The 24,216-nt window shown below is 61.1% G+C and carries 24 protein-coding genes and 1 tRNA gene; 12 read left to right on the top strand and 13 right to left on the bottom strand.

Annotated elements, in window-relative coordinates; translation table 11 throughout:
• Positions 1-311: 311 nt before the first annotated feature.
• The 3 genes from ABLV76_RS05830 to ABLV76_RS05820 form a co-directional block, all read right to left on the bottom strand.
• The gene (locus ABLV76_RS05830; RefSeq protein WP_004205097.1) at positions 312-1,034 is read right to left on the bottom strand and encodes an SIS domain-containing protein; all 723 of its coding nucleotides are present in this window, start codon (positions 1,032-1,034) and stop codon (positions 312-314) included.
• A 158-nt stretch (positions 1,035-1,192) separates the two neighbouring features.
• Positions 1,193-3,511, bottom strand: coding sequence for an alpha-xylosidase (gene yicI / locus ABLV76_RS05825; protein WP_348878222.1), 2,319 nt, complete (start codon positions 3,509-3,511; stop codon positions 1,193-1,195).
• A gap of 12 nt (positions 3,512-3,523) precedes the next feature.
• Complete coding sequence (locus tag ABLV76_RS05820) at positions 3,524-4,918, bottom strand: glycoside-pentoside-hexuronide family transporter (protein WP_053809854.1); 1,395 nt, start codon at positions 4,916-4,918, stop codon at positions 3,524-3,526.
• 292 nt (positions 4,919-5,210) lie between these two features.
• On the opposite strand from ABLV76_RS05820, the gene ABLV76_RS05815 reads away from it, so the two are divergent.
• The 5 genes from ABLV76_RS05815 to ABLV76_RS05795 all read left to right on the top strand — a co-directional run bounded on the left by ABLV76_RS05815 (position 5,211) and on the right by ABLV76_RS05795 (position 8,554).
• Positions 5,211-5,305: transfer RNA gene (locus ABLV76_RS05815), tRNA-Sec, on the top strand.
• A gap of 165 nt (positions 5,306-5,470) precedes the next feature.
• A complete protein-coding gene (locus tag ABLV76_RS05810) occupies positions 5,471-5,938 on the top strand; it encodes a DUF3237 domain-containing protein (protein ID WP_004205101.1) in 468 nt (155 codons plus the stop codon).
• Positions 5,939-6,050: 112 nt separating this feature from the next.
• Positions 6,051-7,058: a zinc-binding alcohol dehydrogenase family protein gene (locus ABLV76_RS05805; protein WP_004205102.1), complete on the top strand. Its 1,008-nt coding sequence runs from the start codon at positions 6,051-6,053 to the stop codon at positions 7,056-7,058.
• A 1-nt stretch (position 7,059) separates the two neighbouring features.
• Positions 7,060-7,350: a putative quinol monooxygenase gene (locus tag ABLV76_RS05800; RefSeq protein WP_004205103.1), complete on the top strand. Its 291-nt coding sequence runs from the start codon at positions 7,060-7,062 to the stop codon at positions 7,348-7,350.
• Positions 7,351-7,504: 154 nt separating this feature from the next.
• The gene (locus tag ABLV76_RS05795) at positions 7,505-8,554 is read left to right on the top strand and encodes an NAD(P)-dependent alcohol dehydrogenase (RefSeq protein WP_348878221.1); all 1,050 of its coding nucleotides are present in this window, start codon (positions 7,505-7,507) and stop codon (positions 8,552-8,554) included.
• On the opposite strand, the gene ABLV76_RS05790 is transcribed toward ABLV76_RS05795, so the two are convergent.
• Together ABLV76_RS05790 and ABLV76_RS05785 are read right to left on the bottom strand one after the other, a co-directional pair.
• The gene (locus ABLV76_RS05790) at positions 8,551-9,504 is read right to left on the bottom strand and encodes a helix-turn-helix domain-containing protein (protein WP_348878220.1); all 954 of its coding nucleotides are present in this window, start codon (positions 9,502-9,504) and stop codon (positions 8,551-8,553) included. The genes ABLV76_RS05795 and ABLV76_RS05790 overlap by 4 nt on opposite strands.
• A gap of 21 nt (positions 9,505-9,525) precedes the next feature.
• Positions 9,526-10,305 (bottom strand): MBL fold metallo-hydrolase, encoded by a 780-nt coding sequence (locus tag ABLV76_RS05785; RefSeq protein WP_004205106.1) that lies wholly within the window; start codon positions 10,303-10,305, stop codon positions 9,526-9,528.
• 166 nt (positions 10,306-10,471) lie between these two features.
• Here ABLV76_RS05785 and ABLV76_RS05780 point away from each other — a divergent pair, with 166 nt between their 5' ends.
• Positions 10,472-11,032, top strand: coding sequence for an NUDIX hydrolase (locus ABLV76_RS05780; RefSeq protein ID WP_048326072.1), 561 nt, complete (start codon positions 10,472-10,474; stop codon positions 11,030-11,032).
• Here the strand turns inward: ABLV76_RS05780 and ABLV76_RS05775 are convergent.
• From ABLV76_RS05775 to ABLV76_RS05765, 3 genes are all read right to left on the bottom strand, one after another.
• Positions 11,022-11,876, bottom strand: a complete 855-nt coding sequence (locus tag ABLV76_RS05775; RefSeq protein ID WP_004205109.1) for a DMT family transporter — start codon at positions 11,874-11,876, stop codon at positions 11,022-11,024. The two genes, ABLV76_RS05780 and ABLV76_RS05775, sit on opposite strands and share 11 nt — an antisense overlap.
• A 24-nt stretch (positions 11,877-11,900) precedes the next feature.
• Positions 11,901-12,710, bottom strand: a complete 810-nt coding sequence (nlpA, locus tag ABLV76_RS05770; protein WP_048293920.1) for a lipoprotein NlpA — start codon at positions 12,708-12,710, stop codon at positions 11,901-11,903.
• Positions 12,711-12,836: 126 nt separating this feature from the next.
• Positions 12,837-13,742, bottom strand: a complete 906-nt coding sequence (locus tag ABLV76_RS05765; protein WP_017900756.1) for an AraC family transcriptional regulator — start codon at positions 13,740-13,742, stop codon at positions 12,837-12,839.
• 118 nt (positions 13,743-13,860) lie between these two features.
• On the opposite strand from ABLV76_RS05765, the gene ABLV76_RS05760 reads away from it, so the two are divergent.
• Positions 13,861-14,397, top strand: coding sequence for a peroxidase-related enzyme (locus ABLV76_RS05760; protein ID WP_004205112.1), 537 nt, complete (start codon positions 13,861-13,863; stop codon positions 14,395-14,397).
• A gap of 20 nt (positions 14,398-14,417) precedes the next feature.
• Here ABLV76_RS05760 and ABLV76_RS05755 read toward each other — a convergent pair whose 3' ends face one another.
• Together ABLV76_RS05755 and ABLV76_RS05750 are read right to left on the bottom strand one after the other, a co-directional pair.
• Positions 14,418-14,888 carry a nuclear transport factor 2 family protein gene (locus tag ABLV76_RS05755; protein ID WP_032456743.1) on the bottom strand — a complete coding sequence of 157 codons (471 nt, stop codon included), beginning with the start codon at positions 14,886-14,888 and terminating at the stop codon, positions 14,418-14,420.
• On the bottom strand, positions 14,885-15,517 hold the full coding sequence (locus ABLV76_RS05750; RefSeq protein ID WP_023319359.1) for a pyridoxamine 5'-phosphate oxidase family protein: 633 nt from the start codon (positions 15,515-15,517) through the stop codon (positions 14,885-14,887). The genes ABLV76_RS05755 and ABLV76_RS05750 overlap by 4 nt, the downstream gene beginning before the upstream one ends.
• A 95-nt stretch (positions 15,518-15,612) precedes the next feature.
• On the opposite strand from ABLV76_RS05750, the gene ABLV76_RS05745 reads away from it, so the two are divergent.
• The gene (locus tag ABLV76_RS05745; protein ID WP_048326075.1) at positions 15,613-16,527 is read left to right on the top strand and encodes a LysR substrate-binding domain-containing protein; all 915 of its coding nucleotides are present in this window, start codon (positions 15,613-15,615) and stop codon (positions 16,525-16,527) included.
• Here ABLV76_RS05745 and ABLV76_RS05740 read toward each other — a convergent pair.
• Positions 16,524-18,017 carry an MDR family MFS transporter gene (locus tag ABLV76_RS05740; RefSeq protein WP_023319361.1) on the bottom strand — a complete coding sequence of 498 codons (1,494 nt, stop codon included), beginning with the start codon at positions 18,015-18,017 and terminating at the stop codon, positions 16,524-16,526. The genes ABLV76_RS05745 and ABLV76_RS05740 overlap by 4 nt on opposite strands.
• Positions 18,018-18,097: 80 nt before the next feature.
• On the opposite strand from ABLV76_RS05740, the gene ABLV76_RS05735 reads away from it, so the two are divergent.
• Complete coding sequence (locus ABLV76_RS05735) at positions 18,098-18,745, top strand: TetR/AcrR family transcriptional regulator (protein ID WP_017900760.1); 648 nt, start codon at positions 18,098-18,100, stop codon at positions 18,743-18,745.
• A gap of 443 nt (positions 18,746-19,188) precedes the next feature.
• On the opposite strand, the gene ABLV76_RS05730 is transcribed toward ABLV76_RS05735, so the two are convergent.
• Positions 19,189-19,605 (bottom strand): GNAT family N-acetyltransferase, encoded by a 417-nt coding sequence (locus ABLV76_RS05730; RefSeq protein ID WP_004205120.1) that lies wholly within the window; start codon positions 19,603-19,605, stop codon positions 19,189-19,191.
• Here ABLV76_RS05730 and ABLV76_RS05725 point away from each other — a divergent pair.
• Positions 19,580-19,696: a hypothetical protein gene (locus ABLV76_RS05725; RefSeq protein WP_032431163.1), complete on the top strand. Its 117-nt coding sequence runs from the start codon at positions 19,580-19,582 to the stop codon at positions 19,694-19,696. The two genes, ABLV76_RS05730 and ABLV76_RS05725, sit on opposite strands and share 26 nt — an antisense overlap.
• Here ABLV76_RS05725 and ABLV76_RS05720 read toward each other — a convergent pair.
• Positions 19,656-19,778: a hypothetical protein gene (locus tag ABLV76_RS05720; RefSeq protein ID WP_032426094.1), complete on the bottom strand. Its 123-nt coding sequence runs from the start codon at positions 19,776-19,778 to the stop codon at positions 19,656-19,658. The two genes, ABLV76_RS05725 and ABLV76_RS05720, sit on opposite strands and share 41 nt — an antisense overlap.
• A 206-nt stretch (positions 19,779-19,984) precedes the next feature.
• Between ABLV76_RS05720 and eefA the strand changes: the two genes are divergently transcribed.
• Together eefA and eefB are read left to right on the top strand one after the other, a co-directional pair.
• Positions 19,985-21,109, top strand: a complete 1,125-nt coding sequence (gene eefA / locus ABLV76_RS05715; RefSeq protein WP_043522786.1) for a multidrug efflux RND transporter periplasmic adaptor subunit EefA — start codon at positions 19,985-19,987, stop codon at positions 21,107-21,109.
• The gene (eefB, locus tag ABLV76_RS05710) at positions 21,109-24,216 is read left to right on the top strand and encodes a multidrug efflux RND transporter permease subunit EefB (protein ID WP_065878887.1); all 3,108 of its coding nucleotides are present in this window, start codon (positions 21,109-21,111) and stop codon (positions 24,214-24,216) included. Before eefA ends, eefB begins: the two co-directional genes overlap by 1 nt.

Below are 24,216 nucleotides of genomic sequence, written 5' to 3'. Positions count from 1 at the left end.
CCCCCGCTCGCACCGCGCTTAGCGGGGCTACGAACGGAGCGGTTATGATTTTATGTAGGTCGGGTCAGGCGTAAGCCGCCACCCGACAAATAGCTGCATCACCCGGTAGCCCGGATAAGGCGCCAGCCGCCATCCGGGAACTCCCCCGCTCGCACCGCGCTTAGCGGGGCTACGAACGGAGCGGTTATGATTTTATGTAGGTCGGTTCAAGCGTAAGCCGCCACCCGACAAATAGCCGCATCACCCGGTAGCCCGGATAAGGCGCCAGCCGCCATCCGGGAACTCCCCCGCTCGCACCGCGCTTAGCGGGTCTAGCTATTGCTCCGTACGCGGGTAAACCACATCTTCAGTAGCCGCTCAAAGCCTAAGATGCAGTAGCCGAAAAACGGGTTGCTCCAGTAAATATCATCGTCAAACTTCTGCGGGTCGTGAATAATAAACGCCGTATCTGCAGCCTGCGCCAGCGGGCTCTGATAATCACCGGTAAAGCAGACCAGATTAATCTCCTTCCCCTCCAGGGCCTTCACCCAGTTAAGCGCTGAGCTGCTGCGCCCGGATTTCGAAATGATCCAGATGGAGTCGAAGCGAGCGGCGTTTTTCTGTTCAAGAATTTCGTAATCCGGCCACAGCGCCAGGCTGGCATTCACCCCAGTGACGAGAAACTTGTTATAAATATACTGGGCGATCAGCTGCGAAAAGCCGCTGCCGTGGATCAGGACGCGCTGCTGCGCGAGGCTTGCCAGCAGTGGCGTCAGCGCCTCCGCCGGCTGAATGCTCATATAGTCGATATCGTTGGTGACATCGAGCTTCGGCATGGTGATATTGAACTTGATGAAATAGACCAGCTCCAGCCAGCCGCTGAACTTAAGCTTTTTCGCCAGCCGTACCAGCGAGGAGGGATTACTGTAGCACTGCTCCGCCACGGCGCGGACCCCCTGGCGGATACACTGCTCCGGGTCGTTCTGGATAAAGCGCAGCACGGTCATTTCCGTTTTGCTTAGCTTCACGTCACGAAAGATATTTTCTACGTCCATGGCGGGCTCCTCTCAGCGGCAGAATACGCTATCACCGTTCAGCAACGGCGTCTGCGGCCTGAGTCACCAGACTGAAATGAATATTACTTTTTGTACAAAAATGGAATAAAAAACCCTCTCCGCCAGGCGAAGAGGGTCTCTGCCGTTAACGCAGTCTTTTACAACGTAATCGTCAGCGTATTGCCCTGGGCGCTCACCACCACACCCCATTCGCTGCCGGTCTGCGTGCCGCCCTGAACGCCGGCTATCTGCTGGATATTGCGCAGGCACAGCGTCCAGCCGCGGGCTTCGCCTTCGCCGCTCACGGCGATGGTGTTGCCCTGGCGCTTCGCCTTCAGGGTGAAGATCGTGGAACCGTCCGCCGCCGGAACCTGACAGCGCGCCTCGCGCCCCTCTTCGAGGTGGAACAGCTGGAAGGCGGTGCCTTCATGCCAGGCATAATCGGGTTTCTGGTCATTGTTGCCCAGCGCCAGCAGAGTATTGTCGCGAATGTAGACCGGCAGACTCAGCGCATTATGATTCTGCTTATGCCAGCGGCTACCCGGCAATTCATCGTTATGCCACAGATGCGTCCAGCGCCCTTCCGGCAGATAAAACTGCACATCGCCCGCTTCGGAGAACACCGGCGCGACCAGCACTGAATCACCCAGCATATACTGGCGGTCGAGATAGTCGCAGGTCGGATCGTCCGGGAACTCGAGCATCATCGCGCGCAGCATCGGGGTGCCGTACTCATTGGCCAATGCCGCCTGACGATAGAGATAGGGCATCATGCGGCATTTCAGCTGCGTGAAGTGGCGCACCACGTCGCAGGACTCTTCGTCGTAGGCCCATGGCACACGATAGGATTTACTGCCGTGCAGGCGGCTGTGGCTGGAAAGCAGGCCGAAGGCGCACCAGCGCTTGTAGACGTGGGCCGGGGCGGTATTCTCGAAACCGCCGATATCGTGGCTCCAGAAACCGAAGCCAGACATGCCGATCGACAACCCGCCGCGCAGGCTTTCCGCCATCGATTCGTAATTGGCGTAGCAGTCGCCGCCCCAGTGCACCGGGAACTGCTGTGCGCCCACCGAGGCGGAGCGAGCGAACAGCACCGCTTCTTTCTCGCCGACGGTCTCTTTCAGCACGTTCCACACCAGTTCGTTATAGATGAAGGCGTAATGGTTGTGCATTTTCTGCGGGTCAGAACCATCAAACCACTGCACATCGGTCGGGATGCGTTCGCCGAAGTCGGTCTTGAAGCAGTCGACGCCCATCGCCACCAGGCCTTTGAGTTTGTCGGCGTACCACTGACAGGCTTCCGGGTTGGTGAAGTCATATATCGCCAGCCCAGGCTGCCACTTATCCCACTGCCACAGCGAACCGTCCGGGCGCTTCAGCAGATAGCCCTTCTCTCTCAGCTCCTTGAACACCGGCGAGCGCTGGCCGATATACGGATTGATCCACACGCAGATCTTCAGCCCTTTCGCCTTCAGGCGCTTGATCATCCCTTCCGGGTCCGGGAAAGTCAGCGGATCCCATTCGAAATCGCACCACTGGAAGGCCTTCATCCAGAAACAGTCGAAATGGAAGACGTGCAGCGGCAGCTGGCGCTCGGCCATGCCGTCGATAAAGCGGTTCACCGTCGCTTCGTCATAGTCGGTGGTGAACGAGGTGGTCAGCCACAGACCAAACGACCATGCCGGCGGCAGCGCCGGGCGACCGGTGAGCTGCGTATAGCGGTTGAGCACCGCTTTCGGCGTCGGGCCATCGATCACGAAGTACTCAAGGTATTCGCCTTCCACGCTAAACTGGACTTTCGAGACCTTCTCTGAGCCCACCTCGAAGGAGACGCGCTGCGGGTGATTGACCAGCACGCCGTAGCCGCGGTTGGTCAGGTAGAACGGAATGTTTTTATAGGATTGCTCGGTGCTGGTGCCGCCGTCTTCGTTCCAGGTTTCTACCGTCTGGCCGTTGCGCACCAGGGCGGTAAAGCGCTCGCCGAGACCGTAGACGGTTTCGCCGACACCGAGGTCGAGGCGCTCAAACAGATAATTGCGCTGGGTCTGACTATCCTGCACGTAGCCGTTGTTTTTCAGCTGACTACCGGTGATACGCACGCCGTCGCGCAGAAAATCCAGCGCCCAGAATTCGCCTTTAGTAACGCGCACGCTAAGGCTACCGCTTTTCAGCTCGGCGAATTCGGCCGTATCCTCTATGGTGACATTGACGTCGTTCTGCACGTTCAGCGGGTAGTGCGGACCGTTATCCAGCGCGCCCTGGAAGTGCTCCATACGCACCCCGATCACCCCTTCCAGCGGGGAGAAAAAGCGCAGGGTGAATAACGGCGTATCCAGCTGCCAGGCGCGTTCGCGGACATCGCGCGGCGCGGCATAGACCACCATTTCATTCCCCTGCTGCTCCACCTCATAAACCTGTACGGGTTGGATCAGGGTGAGCCCTGGTTGAATGAGCCAGTTTCCATCACTGATTTTCATTAAAACGTCCTCTTAGTTTTGCCATTCTTTGTCGATCGGGGCTGTTGCGAAATCTTGTTCATTACGACGCGCGCCCTCGGCCAGCTCGGCCATCATTTTTTTCAGGAACGGCGTTTTCAGCGTGTAGTAGCGTTTGGCGATCGCCGCGCTCAGCAGGTAGCACACCGCTGGAACGAGGGTGAACAAGGCGATAATAATGGTGAGAGTGGCGCCGTTCTGGGTTTTGGCTGCGGCGTCGTAACCGCCGCCGGCCAGCATCCAGCCGATGAGCGCGCCGCCCAGCGCCAGGCCCAGCTTGAGCACAAACAGGGTGCCGGCAAAGCTGATGCCGGTCAGGCGTTTGCCGTTGCACCATTCGCCGTAGTCGACGGTGTCGGACATCATCACCCACTGGATTGGCGTCACCAGCTGGTGCAGTACGCCAATGGCGAAGATAAAGACGAACATGGTGATTTCGGCATTCATCGGTACGAAAAACATCGCCACGCTGAGCACCGCCAGGAGGGCGTTGGTCCACCAGAAGACGCTGACTTTGCATTTCCAGTCGGTCAGCGGTTTCGCCAGCGCCGAGCCAATCAGGTTGCCGACGCAGTAGGTGGTGAGGAAGACGGTGAACAGCGCCGCCGAGCCCATGATCCAGGTGGTGTAGTACATCATCGCGCCGCCGCGAACGCAGACCGCGAGGATATTGAGGATGGTGAGCACGCCAACCACTCGCCACTGGTCATTGCGCCAGATATCGCGCAAATCTTCGCGCATCGAGGTGCTGCTCGGCGGCGCTTCGACACGCTCTTTGGTGGTAAAAAAGCAGAAGGCCAGCATCAGGAAGGCGATCGCCGACAGCACCGCGATGCCGCCCTGGAAGCCAAGCGCTTTGTCATCTCCGCCGATAACGTTGACCAGCGGCATCATCAGCACGGTGGAGAGCATGCCGCCTGCTGTTGCCAGCACAAAGCGCCAGGACTGCAGGGAGATGCGCTGTGTCGGGTTGTCGGTGATCACGCCGCCGAGCGCGCAGTAAGGGATATTCACCACGGTGTAGAGCAGGGTCAGTAGCGTGTAGGTTACCGCAGCGTAAATCAGCTTGCCGTGGTGGCTTAAGTCCGGCGAGCTGTAGGCCAGTACGCAGACGAGGCCGAACGGAATGGCGCCGAAGAGGATCCACGGGCGAAATTTACCCCAGCGGCTGCGGGTACGGTCGGCCAGCAGGCCCATGCACGGGTCGGAGATCGCATCCAGCGCGCGCGCCAGCAGGAACATGGTGCCGACAAAACCAGCGGGGATGCCGAAGATATCGGTGTAGAAAAACATCATATACAACATAACGTTATCAAAAATGATGTGGCTGGCGGCGTCACCCATGCCGTAGCCAATTTTCTCTTTGACGGACAAAATATGATCTTTCATATGGGCACAATTCCCTTAGCGGCGCCACGGATTGGTACCGGTTACATTTCTTGTAAACCTTTGCCGCAGGAAGATGAATTGCGATATCTCGTTATCAGATTACGTTTCTTGTTTTCTGTGATCGCGGTAGCCTGAAAGCGTATGAAAAAGTGTAACCCATGGATTTTGAACGGATTTGTTTCAGACTGTTCTGCAAAGTCCAGTTTTAACAGTAAAAAAGTGCGTTCAGGTATGTGGTAAACGGCTGAAAGTAGCTATAATGCGCCCCGCCTCCATGTAGCAATCGAGGCGCGGAAGATCGTCATCTCCGGTGAGGTGGCTGGACTTCAAATCCAGTTGGGGCCGCCAGCGGTCCCGGGCAGGTTCAACTCCTGTGATCTTCCGCCAGTTTGCCTCTCCTCCTCCACCGCCACGCCATACCAAACTGAGCCGCAAAACCCATCATCCCAGTCAATCATTTTCATCCAAACTCTGCGTTATTTTGTCTCCTGCGAACCCGTTACACTGGCGCAAAGGCCGCGTGCCGTTGCCAACCGAAACAGGAGAGCCATGATGACCCCCGAACTGAGACACTGTTTTTCCATTACCATCCAGGTTGATAAACCGATAATCGTTTCCCGCAGTCCGCAAACCGGCAAGCGTCAGCTGATCCCGATTCTCGGCGGCAGCGTTTCGGGTCAACTTCGCGGCCACGTGCTGCCCGGCGGCGTCGACAGCCAGATTATCGAGCCCGACGGCACGTGCAGGCTATCCGCCCGCTATGCCCTGCAGGTGGAGGAAGGAACGGTGTACGTGGAAAACAACGGTATTCGCCGGGTGCCGGCCCGCTATCATGACCAGCTGTTCGCCGACGATATGCGCTTTTTTAGCACTATTCCGCCGGAAGAAATCTATTTTCGCACCGTCCCCACCTTCGAGGTGGATACCCCCGCGCTCAGCTGGCTAACCACCTCGCTGTTTATCTGCGCGGGCGGACGTACTCAGGATGGGGTGATGCTCGATTTCTATCAGGTGGGCTGATTTTCACTTTCTGCATATAACTGTTATTGCCGTTAACCCGTTTTTCCCCTCCCGGCGCCGGTCTACTATCGCGTCATCGCTTTATTCACCCGATTCACAGACCGGAGCAGTTATGAAAGCTATCGCCATTACTCAAGCCGCCGCTGACGGCGACAATATCCCTTTTTTAACCGAGATCGACCTGCCGGTCCCTTCCGCCCACGGGCGTGATCTGCTGGTTGCCGTGAAGGCGGTCTCGGTCAATCCGGTGGACACCAAAGTGCGCGCCGGCTTCCAGGGCGACACGCCGCGGGTGCTGGGCTGGGACGCCGTTGGCGTGGTGCAGTCCGTCGGTGAGGAAGTGACGCTGTTCGCACCAGGCGATGAGGTCTGGTACGCCGGCGCCCTGGGCCGGGCCGGCAGCAACAGTGAATATCAGCTGGTGGATGAGCGCCTGGTGGCCCACAAACCGCGCACCCTCGATAACGCCTCCGCCGCCGCGCTGCCGCTGACGGCTATCACCGCCTGGGAGCTGCTGTTTCACCGTCTTGGCGTCACGGAAGGCGGCAACGCGGGCGACACGCTGCTGATCGTCGGCGCGGCGGGCGGCGTGGGGTCGATCCTGACCCAGCTGGCCAGCAAACTGACCGCCATGACGGTGATCGGCACCGCCTCGCGTCCGGAGAGCCAACGCTGGGTCCGCGAGGCGGGCGCGCACCATGTTATCGATCACAGCAAGCCGCTCTCCGACGAGCTGGCGCGCATCGGCATCAACGCGGTGACCCATGTCGCCAGCCTGACCAACACCGACCAGCACTTCAACGCGCTGATCGACGCCCTCGCCCCGCAGGGCAAGCTGGCGCTGATTGATGACCCGGAGACCCTGGACGTGGTGCCGCTGAAAGCCAAAAGCCTGTCCCTGCACTGGGAATTTATGTTCACCCGCTCAATGTTTGAGACGGATGACATGATCGCCCAGCATCAGTTGCTAACCCGCGTGGCGGCCCTGATCGACAACCACACGATCAAAACCACACTCGGCGAACACTACGGCGCTATCACCGCCGACAATCTGCAGAAAGCGCATCGCCAGCTGGAAACCGGACGCGCAGTGGGCAAGATTGTGCTGGAGGGATTTTAAGATGATAACCCTTCTCGCCGTGCTCAAGGCGAAACCAGGCCAAACAGACGCGCTGCGCAAGGTCCTGCAGGGTCTGCTCCTGCCGACGAGACAAGAGCCGGGCAATCTTGACTACGCGCTGTTCCAGCTGCGCGACGCGCCGGATACCTTCTACATGCGGGAGTCCTGGCGTGACCAGCAGGCGCTGGATGAGCATATCGACCAACCCTACTTTCAGGCCTTTATTGGCGAGATGGATTCCCTGCTCGCCGAGCCACTGCGCCTGGACTATCTGACGCCAGTCGCCCCCTGAAAAGTCTGCTCCTCACCCGGTGAGGAGCGGTTTTAACGCTTTGAGCTACCCGTCTCGCATCCCGGGCGCTCCAGGCTACGCTTATCCTTACCGCGCAAAAAACGCTCACCTCCGTCCGCCCGTTTTAACACCGATATAATCAAGAGGTTTCGCTATGCTGATCAACGCTATAGGTACCTACTCCGCCAGCCAACCGCTGGAATCAATGGCCATCACCCGCCGCGAACCGGGGCCGCAGGATGTGCAGATCGCCATCGCCTACTGCGGCGTCTGCCACTCCGATCTCCACCAGGCGCGATCGGAATGGGCCGGAACGCTCTACCCCTGCGTGCCGGGGCATGAAATTGTGGGCCGGGTCACCGCGGTCGGCGAGGCCGTCTCGCGCTACGCCGTCGGCGATCTGGTGGGCGTCGGCTGCATGGTCGATAGCTGTCAACAGTGCGAGGAGTGCGCTGAAGGGCTGGAGAACTACTGCGACCATATGGTGCTGACCTACAACGGACCGACCCAGGACGCGCCGGGCCACACCCTGGGCGGCTATTCACAGCAGATCGTGGTCAAAGAACACTACGTGCTGCGGATAACCCATCCCGAAGCGCAGCTGGCCGCCGTCGCGCCGCTGCTGTGCGCCGGGATCACAACCTACTCGCCGCTGCGCCACTGGCACGCCGGGCCGGGTAAAAAAGTCGGCGTGGTCGGCATCGGCGGCCTTGGGCATATGGGAATCAAGTTGGCCCACGCCATGGGGGCCCACGTGGTGGCCTTTACCACCTCCGAATCCAAGCGTAATGCGGCCAGAGCGCTAGGCGCTGATGAAGTGGTGGTGTCGCGTAACAAAGAGGAAATGGCGGCCCACGTCAAAAGCTTCGATTTCATCCTCAACACCGTGGCGGCGCCGCATAATCTCGATGCCTTCACCACGCTGCTGAAGCGCGATGGCACGATGACGCTGGTAGGCGCGCCGGCCACACCGCATCCGTCGCCGGAAGTGTTCAATCTGATCATCCGTCGCCGGTCGATTGCCGGGTCGATGATTGGCGGGATCGCGGAAACCCAGGAGATGCTCGACTTCTGCGCTGAACACGGCATCGTCGCCGATATCGAACTGATCCGCGGCGATGAGATCAACGAAGCCTGGGAAAGAATGGTCAAGGGTGACGTGAAATACCGCTTCGTGATCGACAGCGCGACCCTCGGCGGCTAAGCGCCGCGGCGAAAGGTACGCCGCCATTCGGTCGGACTGACGCCAAAGCGCGCCTTAAACTGCTGACGCCAGGTGACGGCAGAGAGATAACCCACCGCCTCCGCCACCTGCTCGACCGGCAGATCCCCCGCCTCAAGCAGGCTCTGGCTGCGGCGCAGGCGTTCGGCGGTCAGCCAGTCGGTGATGCTCATCCCGGTCGCCCGGGCGAAGTGGCGGGTCAGGCTGCGGCGGCTCATCGCCACCACCCGGGCCAGCGAATCGAGATTATGCGGCTCGGCAATATGCTGCTGCAGATAATCCAGCAGGCAGTTGATTCGCGCATCGCGGGTATTTTTCGGCACCGGCTGAGCGATGAACTGCGCCTGGCCGCCCTCGCGGTGCGGCGAAACAATCAGCCGCCGGGCGATCTGGTTGGCCGCGAGGCTGCCGTAACGCTGGCGGATGATGTAGAGGCAACAGTCGAGCGCCGCCGCGGTGCCCGCTGAAGTAATGATCCGCTGGTCATCGACGTACAGGGCGTTGATATCCAGCCGCACCTGCGGAAACCGGCGCTGAAAATCCTGCTCAAACTCCCAGTGGGTCGCCGCGCGTTTCCCGTCCAGCAGCCCGGCGTAGCCAAGGACGAACGCGCCCAGGCACAGACCGACGATTTCCGCGCCGTTATTCCGGGCCCGCACCAGGCTATCAAGCAGCGCCTGCGGCGGGCGCCGGTCGACCTCGCCCCAGTAAGGCGCCACCACGATATCCGCCTGTTCCAGCACGGCGTAATCGCCGCTGGCGTACAGCGCGAAGCCGTCGCGGGCGCGCAGCAGCCCCGGTCGCTCGGCGCAAATGTGCAGATTAAAGCGTTTGTTTTCAGAGACCGAATCGCCAAACAGCATGCAGGGAACGGCGTAATGAAACGGGCTAAAGCCCTCTACGGCAACAATCGCCACGTCGGTGAGCTTCATCGTTCCTTCCCCTTGCGCACGTTAATAAACCACGGTTTCCCCATCCTGCGGGATACACACGACCTCGGCAATCTGATTATCCAGCGCATACTGGCGCATCTCTTCCCGACTCACCAGGCAGTGGTTGACCGCCTCCAGGTGGATAGCCATGATTTTCGCTTCCGGCAGGGTGAAGTGTACGTTCAGGAGATCCTCTTTGCCCATGATAATCGGGCCAAAGCCGATGACGTGGGCGTAGCCGGCGTTGAGGACCACCACGTCCGGGCGCAGCTTCAGCAGGTCGGCCGCAATTTCATCACGCCAGATGGTATCCCCCACCAGCCACAGCGTCTTCTCCTGCGGATGGCGAAACAGCACGCCGCAGGCCTCGCCCAGGCGTTCGGCCATCGCCGGCACCGCGTAGGTGCGATCGCTGCCGTGCTGGCCGGAGGTGGTTTTCAGCAGGCGCACGCCGGCAAATTCGCTGTCTGCCGTCAGCAGGCGGATATCCTGGAATCCCTGGCTGCGCAGCAGCGCACCGTCGGCCTCGTGCTGGACGAACACCGGCAGGGTTTTCGGGATCGCGGCGATCGCCGCCTCGTCCCAGTGATCGTCATGGGTGTGGGTGACGATCACCGCGTCAACGTCGATAATGTTATCGCGGGAAAAAGGCAAGGCCACCAGCGGGTTGCGCAGCTCGCTGCGCGCGGTGCCCGGAAAACCCGGCCAGGCGCCTTTGTCCGCCAGCATCGGATCGATCAGAAACTTTTTCCCGGCGTAGTCAATAATCTGGGTCGCGTTACGGATATGGGTGATGTTCATGTCGGCGTTCCTCAGGGGGTGATTTGACGAACATCGTACTGAGTACCAGCCTGGCGCAATAGGGGCATTTGGGCAAGGATCGATGAAATCGGGCCAACCTGCGGCGATTGCTATCCGTCTCCGGCTATGTTGTTCTGAAGGCTCCATTTTTGACAGGAGTGGCAGGATGAAGAAAAAACTGACCGCCGCCGATATGCACGACCCGCAGGTCATCGCCGAGACGCCGTGGTTCAGCATGCGCAAGGTGGGTATTGATATCGCCCCCGGCGAGCGCCGCGACTTTTACGCCATTCACTATCCCCGCCCGGCGGTGGGGGTTGTGGCTATCCAGGAGGGCAAAGTGCTGCTGATTCGCCACTACCGCTACCTGATCGACAAGGTGGTGTGGGCCATTCCGTCTGGCGGCGTTGACGAAGGGGAAGATCCGGCGGTGGCCGCGCTGCGCGAGCTGCGGGAAGAGACCGGCTGGCAGGCGCAACGCGTCGAGGAGATCATTCGCTTCAACCCCTCCTACGGCAGCAGCGATCAGCTGTTTATCACCTGGCTGGCTACCGGTTTACGCTGGGTGGGGATGGATGCGGATCAGGATGAGGTAATGGAAACCGGCTGGTTTACCTTTGAGGAGATAAACCAGCTGATCGCCCGCGGCGAAATGCCGGACGGGCTGTCGCTGGTGCCGCTGCTGCAATTGATGGCGCAGCCGCGCACCGGGCAGGCTACGGCTTAAGCATTCGCCAGCGGAACCACAGCTGGGCCACGAGGATCAGCACGCCGCCGATAATTTTCTGCAGCGGCAGCTGTTCGCCGTACCACAGCGCGGCGGCAATGACCGTCAGCAGCGGTTCGAGCACCATAATGATCGCCGCGCTGGCCACCGCCGCGTACTTTTGCCCCTTCATCTGCAGACCGAAGCGCAGGCTGGTGGCGATGACAATGCTGGCCACCAGCCAGCCGAAGGTCGGCAGGGTCATCGGCTGGTCCCAGCGTTCAACGGCAGCGGAGATGGTCAACCCGACGATACCAGTGATCGCCAGCTGCACGGTGGTCAGGGGGATCAGCGGTACTTCACGCGCGCAGCGGCTGGTGTAACAGAACCAGATCGACTGCACCAGCGCCGTCAGCAAAAACCAGCCCTGGCTGGGGTGGAAGGCTATCGGCATGTGCAGGCTGAGCAGCCCCAGGCCCACCACCGCGATCGGCAGGCACTCCCACCAGGCCCGCGGCGGACGCACCTTCATCATCACCCACGCGGTCAGCGGGACGAACATCATCGACAGGCTCATAATAAACGCCCCTTCGCCGAGCGACGCCGTCGTGGAGACCGAGTAGATCCACAGGCAGAGGTTGAGCGCAAACCACAGCCCGCTGATGATGAGCTTTGGCCAGTGCTGCTTTTGCGGGCGAAACCCGCGGCAGAACGGCAGCAGCAGCAGCGCGGCGAAGAAGAAGCGCAGCCCAAGGAACGCGAATACCGGCATGCCGGCGATCGCCTCGCGGGAAAAAATCCAGCCGCAGGCGGCAATCACCGTCGCAGCAATCAGCAGCAGGTCAGCCTGCCGTTGGCGTACCATACGCGCCTCTCCCTGTGTGTTGGCTTACCAGCCCGGCACCGCGCCGCCGTTGAAGATAGTCTCAGCCGCCTTCGCCACCTCCGGCGACTGGTACGACTGCATAAACTCCTTCACGTTTTCCGCGTCTTTATTGTCTTCACGGGTCACGATGATGTTCACGTAGGGCGAGTTTTTATCTTCGATAAAGATGCCATCGCGAACCGGCGACAGCCCGGTTTGCTGCAGGTAGGTGGTGCTGATGATGGCCACGTCGACTTTAGGATCGTCGAGTACGCGCGGCAGCTGCGCCCCTTCCAGCTCCATAATTCTCAGGTGATGCGGGTTGTCGGTGATATCCACCGCCGTCGGCAGCAGGCCGGTGCCGGCTTTGAGGGTAATCAGCTTCTCTTTTTGCAACAGCAGCAGCGCCCGCCCGAGATTGGTCGGGTCGTTGGGGATGGCGATCGTCGCGCCGTCGTTCAGTTCGGCGACTGACTTGATCTTGCGCGAATAGCCGGCCATCGGGAAGACGAAGGTATTGCCGACCGCCACCAGATGGTAGTTATGCGCTTTGTTGTCCTGCTCAAGGAAAGGCCGATGCTGGAAGACGTTGGCGTCCAGATCCCCGGCGTTGGTCGATTCGTTAGGCAACAGCGAGCCGCTGAACCCCACCAGCTCTACCTCCAGACCATACTTCTCTTTGGCCACCTTCTTCGCCACTTCCGCCACATCCTGTTCAGCGCCATTAATCACGCCGACCTTAATGTGCTTCGCTTCATTACTCTTTTGGTCGCAGCCGACCAGCGCCAGACCCGCCAGCATTACCGCGGCGGCGGCACGTAAACGTAATCTCATCCTCTTCACCCTGTCCGTCCTGACTGTCATTGTTTTTTTCGTGCAAAACTATAGCGACTTTCGGGTGGGGTAATAAACAGCAAACCACGCAACCGGAAATAAAATCATCTTCCCCAGAGCGAAGCACTAGCCCCGTCGCCACTCGCCCGGCGTCACGCCATAGCGCATTTTGAAACGCTTCGAGAAGGACGCCAGCGACTGAAAGCCGCAGCGTTCGGCAATCACCTCGAGGTTGGTCTGACGCTCGAGGCGCAGCAGCCGGGCGGCCAGCGCCATTCGCAGCTGCGACAGCCACGCCTGCGGCGTCAGGTGATAAACGCGGGCAAAATGACGGGCAAAGGTGGCCCGCGACAGAAAGGCGCGGGCGGCCATGGTTTCCAGCGTCCACGGCTGCTCCGGGGTCGCCATCACCGCCAGCACCGCCGGCATCAGGCGTTCATCGCTCATCAGACGCAGCAGCCCGCCGGGCGGCTGCTGCTCGCCAAGCAGCATGCGCAGCAGCAGCACCAGCAGCGTATCGCCGAGGCTGCGCACGATAGCGCTGCCGCCGGGACGCTGCGCCAGGCTTTCGCGGACCAGTATGTTAAGCAACGGCTGCAGCTCCGGGCAGTCTTCGCGCGTATCGGTATGGAGATGGATCAGCGTCGATGCCTCAGTGAACAGCCAGCTAACGTGCGGACCAAAATAAAATTCGCCGCACAGCATCTCCAGCGCCCCCTCCGCCGGGCCGGCGCGCATTTCCGTCACCGTGCCGTTAAACCGGTGCGCTACCGGCAGCACCTGGCCCCACTCCACCAGGCTCTCCATCAGATGCGGCGAACCGTGCGGCAGGAGGACCACATCTCCCGCGCGCAGGTGATGAGTCTGGCCGCCGACGTTAAGCCGCCCCTCACCGCGCAGCACCACGTGCCACGGCACCACGCCGCTGCGCATTTGCTGGTGCCCGGCCTGCCAGCGGCCGCCGAAGCGACAGTGCAGGTTCACTTCGCAGCGCGGCGCCAGCAGCGCCAGCAGATGACTGAGACTGTCCATGCTTCTCCTGAGACGATAAGACAAAAAGGTGAGACGAAGACCGCCAGTCTAGCATGCGGCAACGGCCTAAGATGACCCCAATGCCAACACACACCCTCGATAACAACAGGAGTTAACCATGAGCCGTTTAGCTGATATCCGTGAACAAGACGCCACCGGCAAAGCCGCCGATATTTTCGCCGGGATCAAAAAAGCGATGGGCAAAGTGCCAAACGCCTACCTGACCATCGGCGGCCACTCGCCGGCGGCGTTGCAGCAGGCGCTGGCGCACAATGCGATGCTCCATAAAGGCAGCCTCAGCGCCCAACAGCTGGAGGCGATTAATCTGTCAGTCAGTGAAGCCACCGGCTGTGACTACTGCCTGGCCGCGCACACCCTGATGGCGAAAAAAGCCGGCTTCAGCAGCGAGCAGATCCACGCCCTGCGCCGCGGGGCGTATGCGGAAGAGACACAGCTTGATGCGCTGGTGAAATTTGCGCAGACTCTGGTCACCACCACCGGTACGCTGCCGGAAGCCGACGTCGCCGCGCTACGCAACGCCGGTTTTAGTGACCAGCAGGTGATTGAGATTATCAGCGCCATCAGCGCGATCCTGTTCACCAACATGGTGAACCGGGTTAACGACACGGTGGTCGACTTCCCGAAAGCCGATTAATCCGTCGCGCAGCGCCGGTTTTACAGCCCCAGATCGCTGAGCCCCGGATGATCGTCCGGGCGACGCCCCTGGGGCCAGTGGAACAGGCGCTCGCTTTCAGCGATCGGCAGATCGTTGATGCAGGCGTAGCGCGTCTGCATCAGCCCGTGCTGATCAAACTCCCAGTTTTCATTGCCGTACGAGCGAAACCAGTTGCCGCTGTCGTCGCACCACTCGTAGGCGAAGCGCACGGCGATACGATTTTCCTGCCATGCCCACAGCTCCTTAATCAGCCGATATTGCTGCTCTTTACGCCATTTTCGCTGCAGGAATTCGACAATTTCCCTCCTGCCATGAACAAACTCGCTGCGGTTGCGCCATTCGCTGTCCACGGTGTAGGCCAGAGCGACCTTTTCGGCATCGCGGCTGTTCCAGCCATCTTCCGCGGCGCGGACCTTCTGGATAGCGCTGTCGCGGGTAAACGGCGGTAACGGGGGACGTTGTTCGGTCATGCTGACTCTCCTCTGCGGGCTAATTGCTGCTGCAGGCGCTGATTCTCCTGCTCCAGGTCATGAATACGTTGCTGCAGGTTCTGGCTGTACTCCGCCACCTGCTGCGCGCTGTAGCGCGGCGTAATGTGCTGCGGGCAGTTCCAGTCAAACGCCTGCAGATGAAAGAGAAACAGGCGCTCGATGCGGGCGCGATAGTTGGCCGGCGCCACCTGCGCCAGCAGCTGCGGGTGGTCCTCTGCCGCCACGACCTCGACGGTGGCGTAGATTTTCAACCTGGCACGGCGTGGATAATCCATCAAAAACAGGCAGGCCCGGTCGCTGCCGCGCAGGTTGCCGGTGGTGATGTACTGACGGTTACCGCCGAAATCCGCCATCGCCAGGGTGGTGTCATCCAGCAGATGCAGAAACCCCGGCGGGCCGCCGCGGTGCTGGACATAGGGCCAGCCGCTCTGCGACACCGTCGCCAGATAGAAGCTGTCGCGGGTGGCGATCATCCCCGCTTCGCTGTCGCCGAAGCGGTCGGCCTGGCGGCGGCTATGCGGCGTTTGCCACAGCTGGTCGCTGCCCATTTCATGCTGCACATCCATCACGTCCGGGGTGATGGCGATATCGAGAAAGGTTGCTGCCATAGCGCCTCCTGTTGTCTGGCGCCATCATGGACTGTACTGCGAAAAATGATAATACTGGTTTAGTGGCAATCATCTTTCCAGAAACCGGGAGAATAATGGATCGATTAAGCGCGATGGCGCTGCTGGTGAAAGTGACCGAGCTGGGGAGTATGTCGGCGGCGGCGCGGGCGCTGAATATGCCGTTGACCACCGTCAGCCGCCATATCGGCGAGCTGGAGAACACGCTGGGGGTACGCCTGCTGGCGCGGACCACCCGCAAACTGACGCTCACCGACGCTGGGGTCGATTATGTCGCCGCCGCGCGGCGGATCCTCGAGGAGGTGGAAAACGCCGAACGCCAGGCGACGGGCGAGTATCAGGAGCCGAAAGGCGAGCTGGTGATCTCTGCGCCGACGATGTTTGGACGCCAGCACGTTCTCCCGGTGATCGCTGAATTTATCGCCCGTTACCCGCAAATTCGCGTCCGTTTGCTGCTCAGCGATCGTAACGCCGACCTGGTGGGCGACCATATCGATCTGGCGGTGCGGATTGGCGACCTGGCGGACAGCAGCATGGTGGCCACCCGCCTCGGCAGGATGCGCATTGTGGCCTGTGCCCATCCGGCGCTGCTGGCGAAATACGGCGAGCCGCAGCGGCCGCGCGATCTGGCGGCGCTGCCGATCATCCGTATTGAATCGCCGATGCCCTATCGCGGCTGGCGCTTTCGCGCCGCTGAGCGCGAGGACCAGCTAATTAATCTGCCGCCGGCGCTATCGGTCACCACGCCGGAGAGCGCTGCTGATGCCGCGCGGCTGGGGGTGGGCGTAGCTCGCTTACTGCACTATCAGGCGCTGGACGGCCTGCGACAGGGTGAGCTCCGTCTGCTGCTGGAACGCGTCGAGCCGGAACCGGCGCCGGTCCATTTGCTGTATACCGCGCGGGACCTGGCGCCGCTTAAGCTGCGCAAATTTATCGATTTTGCCGCGCCGGCGCTGCGTCAGGCGCTGCTGCGCATCGCCGGGGCCGCTTAGTGCGTCGCGGTCTTCAGCGGCGCCTCCTTTAACAGCCAGGAGAGGACAAACGCCACCGCCATAATGCCGGCCGCCATCAGGAACGCCGCATGGATCGCCGCGCCGAAGGCGTCGAGATAGTCGAGGCGGATATCCGCGGGCAGGTGCTGCACCGCCACCGGATTCATTCCCGGCGGCAGTACCGCGCCTTCCGGCAACAGCTTTTGCAGGTTGCTCTGCAGTACGTGTGTGAACACCGCGCCAAACAGCGCCACGCCGATGGAGCCGCCGATCGAGCGGAACAGGGTCACGCCGGAAGTGGCCACGCCGTACAGCTTCGCCGGCATCGCGTTCTGCACCGCCAGGACCAGCACCTGCATCACCAGCCCCAGACCCGCCCCCAGCACGCCGGTAAACAGGTACAGCTGCCACAGCGGCGAGTGAATGGTGATCCGGGTCAGCAGCACCATGCCGGTCACGCCAAGCAGGGTGCCGAGGATCGGAAACAGGCGATATTTACCGGTCCGGCTGATAATCCGCCCACTGATAACCGAGGTCAGCAGCAGGCCGCCCATCAGGGGGATCAGCTGCAGCCCGGCCTCGGTGGGGGTCGCCTCCTTCACCACCTGCAGATAGAGCGGCAGGAAGGTGACCGACCCGAACAGCGACATGCCGATGACGAAGCCGATCAGGCTGCACAGCAGGAAGCTGCGGTTGCGGAACAGCGACAGCGGAATAATCGGCTCGGCGGCCATCCGCTCTTCGTAGATAAAGCCGATGACACCCACGATGCCGAAGGCCAGAATGCACCACAGCTGCGGGTCATTCCAGGCATGGACGCTGCCCCCTTCCGAGGTAAACAGGATGATGCACAACAGCGCCATGCTGAGGTAAATCGCTCCCAGCCAGTCAATCTGATGCTGGCTGCGTTTATTGCTGCTGTGGAATACCGCGCCGATCACCAGCAGCGCGAAGAGGCCCAGCGGCAGATTGATGTAGAAGATCCAGCGCCAGGAGGCGTGTTGCACCAGAAAGCCGCCGATCAGCGGGCCGATCACCGTCGCCAGGCCAAAAACGCCGCCGAACAGACCCTGATAGCGGCCGCGGTTGGCGGGCGGGATGACGTCGGCCACCGCCGCCATGCTGATCACCATCAGGCCGCCGCCGCCGAGCCCCTGCAGGCCGCGCATCAGCACCAGCTGGGTCATGTTTTGCGCCAGCCCGCAGAGGGCGGAGCCGACGAGAAACAGCCCAATCGCCACCTGCAGCACGATTTTGCGACCGAACAGATCGCCGAATTTACCGTACAGCGGCACCGCGATGGTCGAGCTGAGGATATAGGCGGTGACCACCCAGGAAAGCTTGTCCAGCCCCCCCAGTTCGCCGACAATCGTCGGCAGCGCGGTGGAGACAATGGTCTGATCCAGCGCGGAGAGCAGCATCACCAGCAGTAAGGCGCTAAACAGCAGGCGTATCGACTGCACCGGTGGGTTCGCGACTTGAGTAGTCATCACAACGCTCGCTTGAAATTAATTAAATGCATAATTAATATTTAGTGAAAGAATGAGTCGGGTCAAGAGATCGCCATATCATGACAGCACAAAAGGATCAGAATGCCCCCCGCCGCCCGGGGCGACCGCGTGGAAAAAAATCGGGTACCGCCAACCGCGAACAGCTGATGGACATCGCCCTGACGCTGTTTGCCCGCGACGGTGCGGCCCGCGTGTCGTTGAACGCCATCGCCAAAGAGGCCGGGGTAACGCCGGCGATGCTGCATTACTATTTCAGTTCGCGGGATGCGCTGGTGACGCAGCTGATTGAGGAGCGCTTTATGCCGCTGCGCAACCACATCAGCCGCATCTTTGTCGACCATCCGCAGGACCCGGTGCTGGCGCTGACGATGATGGTCGAAACGCTGGCGCATATGGCGGAGAAGAACGCCTGGTTCGCGCCGCTGTGGATGCAGGAGATCATCGGCGAGATGCCGATCCTGCGTCAGCATATGGATGCCCGCTTCGGCGAGGAGCGTTTTCAGGTGATGCTGGAGGCAGTGCGCCGCTGGCAGCTGGAGGGCAAGATTAACCCGGCGCTGTCGCCGGAGCTGCTGTTTACCACGGTGATTAGCCTGGTGCTGGTGCCGTTTTCGCGCATCCACAGCGATCCGCGTTTACAGGCGGTCAACCGCCAGACCATCGTCAGCCACGCGCTGGCGTTGATGGGCCACGGCGTCGGGGGTTAAGCGTAGCCGCCGCCCGGCAAAAGCTTTTGTAGCCCGGATAAGGCGCCACGCGCCGCCATCCGGGATTTTCCCTGCTCGCGCTACGCTTAGCAGGGCTACCACTCCCGTGTTATATCCGGGCAGATTGCGCTCCCGGTTGATCTTCTGCGTTATGTCTCTTATGGAGCAGGGAGCGCACAGGGGGCGGCCAGCACCGGCAGTTTCAGTCGCACAAGTGGTTAAATTAACAACAGGTCGCACGACCCCCAGGACGGGTAAGGCGATAGCCGCCACCCGGCAAGAATACAGGTGACGTGCCTGATATCCTGCCCGGCGGCGCTACGCTTGCCGGTCCTGGGTGGGGCGAAACTACGGGAGAACGGTGTAGGCCGGATAAGGCATTTATGCCGCCATCCGGCACAATCACAGGTACGGTACCTGACCGCCCGGCGATATCAGGATCGTTACAGCGCTTTCGACAAATAGTGACGCTGCATCCCCGCGTGCGGGAAGTCGGGCAGCGACATCTGCAACTGATAGCCTAATTTCTGATAAAACGGTAACGCCTGGAAGCTAAAGGTATCCACCAGCAGATGGCTGCAGCCCAGCGCCTGCGCCTGCCGCTCCGCCTCCTGCATCAGCTCGCTTCCCAGCCCGCGTCCGCGGGTCGCCTCGCTGACCCACAGATACTCAATACACAGCCAGTTGCCTTTGCGTTTGGCAATCAGCCCGCCCTGCATCACCCCTTGCGCATCGCGGGAGTAAACCCCCAGATCGCCAAACTGCGCCGCATCAAGATACTGCTGATTATAGTGCCGCAGACCGGCAAACAATTCTTGTTGATCGTCGGGATTAATGCTTTTTGTAATGATTAACGCCATTAACTATCTCCAGTATCGCGATGCCGAATGGTTATTTTCCCTCTCCACTTTCACAAAAAATTCTTATTTTCTCCATGATTATTTGCCTTAATTTTTTGCGTTCTAAAAGTAAGCAAAAAAACCTTTCCATTATCGCGGCGGATCGTATAATGGCAAAAAATGAGAATGATCATTCTCACCACAAAACCAGAGGAGATGCGCTTTTCACCTCCTGAAGGCCGAAGAGGTTGGCTTCAGCGGAGACACAATAACAATCACGTTCAGGAACATCTGTGTTCCTTTTTTGTCATTTTCGCTTAGCCGAAAATGCCTCAGCGCCCAACCTATTCCCTCGTTTTTAAATAAACGGGGCGGACGTCTTATATCTTGAGAAAATATAATGAAATACATCATAGCTCCCATCGCGACAGCATTATTTCTCCTTAGCGGATGCGATAATGCGCAGACATCTGCCCCGCAGCATCCTACGCCGGAAGTGGGCGTGGTCACTCTGCAAAGCCAGCCGGTTCCGGTAGTCAGCCAGCTCACCGGCCGCACCACCGCCTCGCTCAGCGCCGAAGTACGCCCGCAGGTGGGCGGCATCATCCAGAAGCGCCTGTTTACCGAAGGCGATATGGTGAAGGCCGGGCAGGCCCTTTACCAGATCGATCCCTCCAGCTATCGCGCGACCTGGAACGAAGCGGCGGCGGCGCTGAAACAGGCCCAGGCGCTGGTAGTCTCCGACTGCCAGAAGGCTCAGCGCTACGCGTCGCTGGTCCGGGATAACGGCGTCTCCCGCCAGGATGCCGACGACGCCGCCTCCACCTGCGCCCAGGACAAGGCCAGCGTGGAATCGAAGAAAGCGGCGCTGGAGAGCGCGCGCATCAACCTGAACTGGACCACCGTCACCGCGCCGATTGCCGGGCGTATCGGCATCTCGTCGGTCACGCCGGGGGCGCTGGTCTCCGCCGATCAGGATACCGCACTGGCGACGATCCGCGGGCTCGACACCATGTATGTCGATCTGACGCGATCCAGCGTCGATCTCCTGCGCTTACGCAAACAAAGCCTGGCCAGCAACAGCGACACCCTCAGCGTGACGCTAACCCTGGAAGATGGCAGTACCTACCAGGAAAAAGGGCGTCTGGCGCTCACCGAAGTCGCCGTCGATGAATCCACCGGCTCGGTGACCCTGCGCGCTATCTTCCCCAACCCGCAGCACGTCCTGCTGCCGGGGATGTTCGTCCGCGCGCGCATCGATGAAGGCATCATGAACGACGCGATCCTCGCCCCGCAGCAGGGGATTACCCGCGATGCCAAAGGCAACGCCACGGCGCTGGTGGTCGATGCCGACAACAAAGTTGCGCAGCGCGCCGTGGAAACCGGCGACACCTACGGCGATAAATGGCTGGTGCTGAGCGGCCTGAAAGCGGGCGACAAGCTGATCGTCGAAGGCACCGGTAAAGTGGCCCCTGGCCAGACGGTGAAGGCCGTTGCCGTCAACAATAACGGAGGCAACGCCTGATGTTCTCCCGTTTCTTCGTGCGTCGCCCGGTCTTTGCCTGGGTGATCGCCATTCTGATTATGCTCGCCGGCGTGCTGGCGATCCGCACCCTACCGGTGGGCCAGTATCCGGACGTCGCCCCGCCGGCGGTGAAAATCTCCGCCACCTATACCGGCGCCTCTGCCGAAACCCTGGAGAACAGCGTCACCCAGGTCATCGAGCAGCAGCTTACCGGCCTCGACCATCTGCTCTACTTCAGCTCTACCAGCAGCTCCGACGGCTCGGTCAGCATCACCGTCACCTTTGAGCAGGGGACCGACCCGGACACCGCCCAGGTGCAGGTGCAGAACAAAGTCCAGCAGGCGGAATCGCGGCTGCCGAGCGAAGTCCAGCAGTCCGGTGTGACGGTGGAAAAATCGCAGAGCAGCTTCCTGCTGATCCTCGCGGTGTATGACAAAACCGACCGCGCCACCAGCTCCGATATCTCCGACTGGCTGGTCAGCAACCTGCAGGACCCGCTGGCGCGCGTGGAGGGCGTCGGCAGCCTGCAGGTGTTCGGCGCCGAATACGCGATGCGCGTCTGGATGGACCCGACCAAACTCGCCTCCTACTCGCTGATGCCTTCCGACGTCCAGTCGGCGATTGAGGCGCAGAACGTGCAGGTCTCCGCCGGTAAAATCGGCGCCCTGCCGTCGTCCAGCGCCCAGCAGCTGACCGCCACCGTACGCGCGCAGTCGCGGCTGCAAACCCCCGATCAGTTCAAAGCGATCATCGTGAAAAGCCAGGCCGACGGCTCGGTGGTGCGCCTGAGCGATGTCGCGCGGGTGGAGATGGGCAGCGAGGATTATACCGCTACCGCCAATCTGAACGGCCATCCGGCCGCCGGGATCGCGGTGATGATGGCCCCCGGCGCCAACGCGCTGGATACCGCGACCCTGGTGAAAAGCAAGATCGCCGAATTCCAGCGTCAGATGCCGCAGGGATACGATATCGCCTATCCGAAGGACAGCACCGAGTTTATTAAAATTTCGGTCGAGGACGTGATTCAGACCCTGTTCGAAGCGATCGTTCTCGTGGTCTGTGTGATGTATCTGTTCCTGCAGAATTTCCGCGCGACGCTCATTCCGGCGGTGGCGGTGCCGGTGGTGCTGCTCGGCACCTTCGGGGTGCTGGCGCTGTTCGGCTACTCGATTAACACCCTGACTCTGTTCGCTATGGTGCTGGCGATCGGCCTGCTGGTGGATGACGCCATCGTGGTGGTGGAGAACGTTGAGCGCATTATGCGCGACGAAGGGCTGCCCGCCCGCGAAGCCACCGAAAAATCGATGGGCGAAATCTCCGGCGCGCTGGTGGCAATCGCCCTGGTGCTGTCGGCGGTGTTCCTGCCGATGGCCTTCTTCGGCGGCTCGACCGGGGTCATTTATCGCCAGTTCTCGGTGACCATTATCTCAGCGATGATGCTGTCGGTGGTGGTGGCCCTGACCCTCACCCCGGCGCTGTGCGGCGCGCTGCTCAGCCACTCCAGGCCTCATACCAAAGGGTTCTTCGGCGCGTTTAACCGCCTGTGGGGGCGCACGGAAGCGGGCTACCAGCGCCGCGTGCTCGGCGGCCTGCGCCGGGGCGCGGTGATGATGGGCGCTTACGTCCTGATTTGCGGGGCGATGGCGCTGGCGATGTGGAAACTGCCGGGCAGCTTCCTGCCAGTGGAGGACCAGGGCGAGATCATGGTCCAGTACACCCTGCCCGCCGGGGCCACCGCGGTGCGCACCGCCGAGGTGCGCCGCCAGGTCACCGACTGGTTCCTGACGAAAGAGAAAGCCAATACCAACGTCATTTTCACCGTCGACGGCTTCAGCTTTAGCGGCAGCGGTCAGAACGCCGGGATGGCCTTCGTGTCGCTGAACAACTGGTCGCAGCGCAAAGGCGACGACAATACCGCCCAGGCCATCGCCCTGCGCGCCAACAAAGAACTTGGGGCGATCCGCGACGCCACCCTGTTCGCCATGACCCCGCCGTCGGTGGACGGTCTCGGACAGAGCAACGGCTTTACCTTCGAGCTGATGGCCAGCGGCGGTACCGACCGCGACAGCCTGATGAAGCTGCGCAGTCAGCTACTGGCGGCGGCCAACCAGAGCGGCGAGCTGCAGTCGGTGCGCGCCAACGACCTGCCGCAGATGCCGCAGCTGCAGGTGGATATCGATAACAACAAAGCGGTCTCGCTGGGGCTGTCGCTGAGCGACGTGACCGATACGCTCTCCAGCGCCTGGGGCGGCACCTACGTGAATGACTTTATCGATCGCGGCCGGGTGAAGAAGGTCTATATCCAGGGCGAGAGCGACGCGCGCGCGGTGCCCTCCGACCTTGGCAAATGGTTCGTTCGCGGCAGCGATAACAGCATGACGCCGTTCTCCGCCTTCGCCACCACCCACTGGCAATACGGCCCGGAAAGCCTGGTGCGCTACAACGGCTCCGCCGCCTTTGAGATCCAGGGCGAAAACGCCGCCGGCTTCAGCTCCGGCGCGGCGATGGACAAGATGGAAAAGCTGGCCGACAGCCTGCCGGCGGGCTCCACCTGGGCGTGGAGCGGCATTTCGCTGCAGGAAAAGCTGGCCAGCGGCCAGGCGATGAGCCTGTACGCCATTTCGATTCTGGTGGTGTTCCTGTGCCTGGCGGCGCTGTATGAGAGCTGGTCGGTGCCGTTCTCGGTGATCATGGTCATCCCGCTCGGCCTGCTCGGCGCGGCGCTGGCGGCGACGCTGCGCGGCTTAAGCAACGACGTTTACTTCCAGGTGGCGCTGCTGACCACCATCGGCCTGTCGTCGAAGAACGCCATCCTGATCGTCGAGTTCGCTGAATCCGCCGTGGATGAGGGATATTCGCTCTCCCGGGCGGCGATCCGCGCCGCGCAGACCCGTCTGCGCCCCATTGTCATGACCTCGCTGGCGTTTATTGCCGGGGTGCTGCCGCTGGCCGTCGCCACCGGAGCCGGGGCCAACAGCCGCGTGGCGATCGGCACCGGCATCATCGGCGGCACCCTGACGGCCACCCTGCTGGCGGTGTTCTTTGTGCCGCTGTTCTTCGTGCTGGTGAAACGCTTCTTCACCCGCCAACGTCCTTCTCAGGAGTAA

The sequence above is a fragment of the Klebsiella sp. GB_Kp047 genome, assembly GCF_040065235.1.
Lineage (GTDB): Bacteria > Pseudomonadota > Gammaproteobacteria > Enterobacterales > Enterobacteriaceae > Klebsiella > Klebsiella quasipneumoniae.
Note: the sequence above shows the minus strand (reverse complement) of the source record. Positions and strands in the feature narration are given on the sequence as shown.